The sequence below is a fragment of the Streptomyces sp. NPDC006265 genome, assembly GCF_040613555.1.
In the GTDB taxonomy this organism is placed as follows: Bacteria; Actinomycetota; Actinomycetes; order Streptomycetales; family Streptomycetaceae; genus Streptomyces.
Map to the genome: position 1 here is coordinate 1 of NZ_JBEXSH010000901.1, position 3,590 is coordinate 3,590.

At 74.0% G+C, this 3,590-nt stretch carries 2 protein-coding genes and 1 pseudogene; 2 read left to right on the forward strand and 1 reads right to left on the reverse strand.

Going from position 1 to position 3,590, the window contains the following annotated elements:
* Window positions 1-586 precede the first annotated feature (586 nt).
* Window positions 587-1,993 carry an FAD-linked oxidase C-terminal domain-containing protein gene (locus tag ABZ281_RS42405; protein WP_356663357.1) on the forward strand — a complete coding sequence of 469 codons (1,407 nt, stop codon included), beginning with the start codon at window positions 587-589 and terminating at the stop codon, window positions 1,991-1,993.
* A gap of 11 nt (window positions 1,994-2,004) precedes the next feature.
* On the opposite strand, the pseudogene ABZ281_RS42410 reads toward ABZ281_RS42405, so the two are convergent.
* A pseudogene (locus ABZ281_RS42410) lies at window positions 2,005-2,432 on the reverse strand (SsgA family sporulation/cell division regulator).
* A gap of 247 nt (window positions 2,433-2,679) precedes the next feature.
* On the opposite strand from ABZ281_RS42410, the gene ABZ281_RS42415 reads away from it, so the two are divergent.
* The coding region (locus tag ABZ281_RS42415) for a DUF2510 domain-containing protein (protein ID WP_356663359.1) at window positions 2,680-3,590 on the forward strand (911 nt) is incomplete at its 3' end.

A 3,590-nucleotide genomic window follows, 5' to 3' on the forward strand; every position in this document is an offset into this window, starting at 1 on the left:
ACTCTCGCCGGGTCGCCGGGTCGCGGGGCCGCCGGGCCGCCGTTCCCTTCGGCGCGGCACGGGGTTGCCATAGGGCGTGCCCGTGCCCTGCCGGGCGGGCGGCGGAGGTCTTCGTGCCCGCCGTAGTGGCTGCGGTGACGGCGCCCCACGGCCGCCCGGAGGCTTGTTGCCGTGCGGCGGGTTCGTTCCCTCGCCGTGCGGCAGTCGTCGTGCCCGCCGCAACGGCGTGTGGCGCGGGGCCCTCGGGGCCGCCGCCCCGTTCGGCGGAGGGCCGTGCCGTAAGGCGAGCCCGTGCCCTGCCGGGCGGGCGGCGGAGATCTTCGTGCCCCCGGCGACGGCGGAGCGGACTCGGCGGACCGCCCCCGCGGCAGCAGTACCAGCACCCCGCCCAGCACGGCACACCCCGCGACGGAGGCGATCAGCACCGGCCGGATGCGCACGCGGCGTTTCGGACCGCTCTCCCGCCGCACCGGACCCTCCCGCCGGCTCTCCATGGCGCTCACCGTGCGTCAGTACGACGACCCCACCCGGGCAGGCGAAGGGTGCCGCCGACGGGGTTCACACCGATGACCCCGGGTGCGAACCTGTGATCATGAGCCGTATCGAAGCGCCTCGCGACGAAGAGACGGGCAACCTCGTCGACCTGCTGCTCAGCGGCCTCCCCGCCGTGGCAGTCCTCACCGACCCCGACGTCACGGCCTCCTACGCCAACGACATGGCGAGCTTCTGCCCGGCCGGCACCCCGGCCGTCGTCGTGCTGCCCCGTACGGTCGAACAGGTCCAGCACGTGATGCGCGCCGCCACCGCCCTGCGCGTCCCCGTGGTCCCGCAGGGCGCCCGCACCGGGCTGTCCGGCGCCGCCAACGCCTCCGAGGGCTGCATCGTGCTGTCCCTGACGAAGATGGACCGGATCCTGGAGATCAACCCGGTCGACCGCATCGCCGTCTGCGAACCCGGCGTGATCAACGCCGCCCTGTCCCGGGCCGTCGGCGAACACGGCCTGTACTACCCGCCGGACCCCTCCAGCTGGGAGATGTGCACCATCGGCGGCAACATCGGCACGGCCTCCGGCGGCCTGTGCTGCGTCAAGTACGGGGTGACCGCCGAGTACGTCCTCGGCCTCGACGTCGTCCTCGCCGACGGCCGTCTGATGTCCACCGGCCGCCGCACCGCCAAGGGCGTCGCCGGCTACGACCTGACCCGGCTGGTCGTCGGCTCCGAGGGCTCGCTCGGCATCGTCGTACGGGCCGTCCTCGGGCTGCGCCCCAAGCCGCCCGAGCAACTGGTGCTGGCCGCCGAGTTCGCCTCCGCCGCCGCGGCCTGCGACGCCGTGTGCCGGATCATGGAGGGCGGCCACGTGCCGTCACTCCTCGAACTCATGGACCGTACGACGGTCAAGGCCGTCAACGACATGGCGCAGATGGGCCTCCCCGAGAGCACCGAGGCGCTGCTCCTGGCCGCGTTCGACACCACCGCCCCGGCCGCCGACCTCGCCGCCGTCGGCGCCCTGTGCGAAGCGGCCGGCGCCACCCAGGTCGTCCCCGCCGACGACGTGGCGGAATCCGAACTGCTCCTTCAGGCGCGTCGGTTGTCGCTCACCGCGCTGGAGGCGGTCAAGGGCGTGACGATGATCGACGATGTGTGCGTGCCGCGCTCCCGGCTCGCCGAGATGCTCGAAGGGGTCGACCGGATCGCCGAGAAGTATCAGCTCACCATCGGTGTCGTCGCCCACGCGGGCGACGGCAACACCCACCCGACGGTCTGCTTCGACCCGACGGACCCCGACGAGTCCCGGCGCGCCCGCGAGTCCTTCGACGAGATCATGGCCCTCGGCCTGGAACTCGGCGGCACCATCACCGGCGAGCACGGCGTCGGCGTTTTGAAGAAGGAGTGGCTGGCGCGCGAGATCGGCCCCGTCGGCATGGAGATGCAGCGGGCCGTCAAGCAGGCCTTCGACCCGCTGAACCTCCTGAACCCGGGCAAGCTCTTCTGAGCCCCGGGCCCTCACTGGGCGAGCAACTGGGCCAGTTCGTCGTCGAGGCCCAACTGTTCGCCCTCCGTGCCCGGCGGCACCACCCGCAGCGTCCGCTCCAGCCAGGCCGACACCGCCGCCGCCGGGGCCTCCAGCAGGGCGTCCCCGTCGGGTGAACTCAGCCATCAGCACCACGCTGCGCCCCTCCGTCTTCGTCGGCCACACCCGCACGTCCCCCTGCCCGCACGGCCGGAACACGCCCTCCACCAGCAGGTCCCGGGCGAACATCCGGTACACCGGGTGCTCGGTGTTGATGTGGAAGGTGACGTGGACGGCGTAGGGGTCGTCGGTGAGGTGAGGTGAGGTGAGGTGAGGTACCCGAGCCGGGCCGGCACCGGGATCCTGCGCTCCGGCGACAGGACGAGTTTCAGCCCAGTTCCCGCTCCACCACGGTGCGCATGGCGGTGTTCCCTTCTCCTGACGGCTGCCCGCGAGGGCCGGTCGGAAGGAGAGAGCGGGCAGCGGCCGCGGCATTACGTGCCTCGCCGGAAGTTCTATTTCGCAGGGGGATCCACCGGAGCGGCGCGGTGGATAGCACATCGGTGCTCGAAAGGGGTGGGTCCGGTGGGAGCGGCGGTGCGGCTTGCGCTCGTCTGATAGATGTGGAGGCCCCCATTTGGCCCCCGAGCAGATACGGGACGACGGACATGAGCGCCCCAACCCCGGCCCCCGGTGACGACAGGCCCCGCGAAGGGTATTACCCGGACCCGTCCATTCCTGGATATGTCCGGTACTGGAACGGCACCTCCTGGGTGCCGGGCACCAGCCGTCCGGCGCCCAAGGAAGGCGAGTCGCTCGCGCCACCGCCCGGAGCGGGGGCGGGGCAGTCCGGCGCCGCCGCGTCGGTCGAGGAGACCGGCCCGCACTTCTTCGACGAGGACCCGGTCGACGAGCCCTCCGCCGCCGACGCGCAGCACGGCAGCCGTCCCGAACCGGCCTCCGCCTGGGGTGCCGACCGCTCCCGCCAGTCCGGCTTCGGTGGCGACCAGGACCGCCGGGTCTCGTGGGGCGCGCCGCAGGGTGCGCCGGGCGGCGACCCGAGGGTGGCACGCGTCGACCAGCGGCCCGAGGGGGAGTCCGCCCGTACCGACGGCACGGCGAACACCGCGCCGGCCGGCCAGGAGGCGAACGCCGCGGCGGGGGGCGGTACGTTCGTGTTCCGCCGTCCGACGGGGCAGGCCGGGGGCGGGGCCGCCGCCGACGCTCCCGACGACGGCACGATGACGTTCCGCGCGGTGTCCCCGCGCACGGGCCCGGCCGGCGGTGGTTCGAAACCGGCCGACGGACCGGGCGATCCGGGCCGTGGGGCGGCGGGCTCGGGCGGCAACTCCGGTGGCTCCGGCAGCAACCCCGGCGGTTCCGGCTTCGGACCGGCGGGCTCGGGCAGTGGCACGGCCGCGTCCGATTTCGGTCCGCAAGGCGCGCAGGGCGCGCAAGGTGGGGCCGCGGGCTCCGGCTTCGGACCGGCAGGGTCCGGCGGCGACTCGGCGGCGTCCCCCTTCGGCGGGCAAGGCGGTGCGGCCGGCTCCGGTGCCGGCTTCGGGCCGGCCGGGTCGGG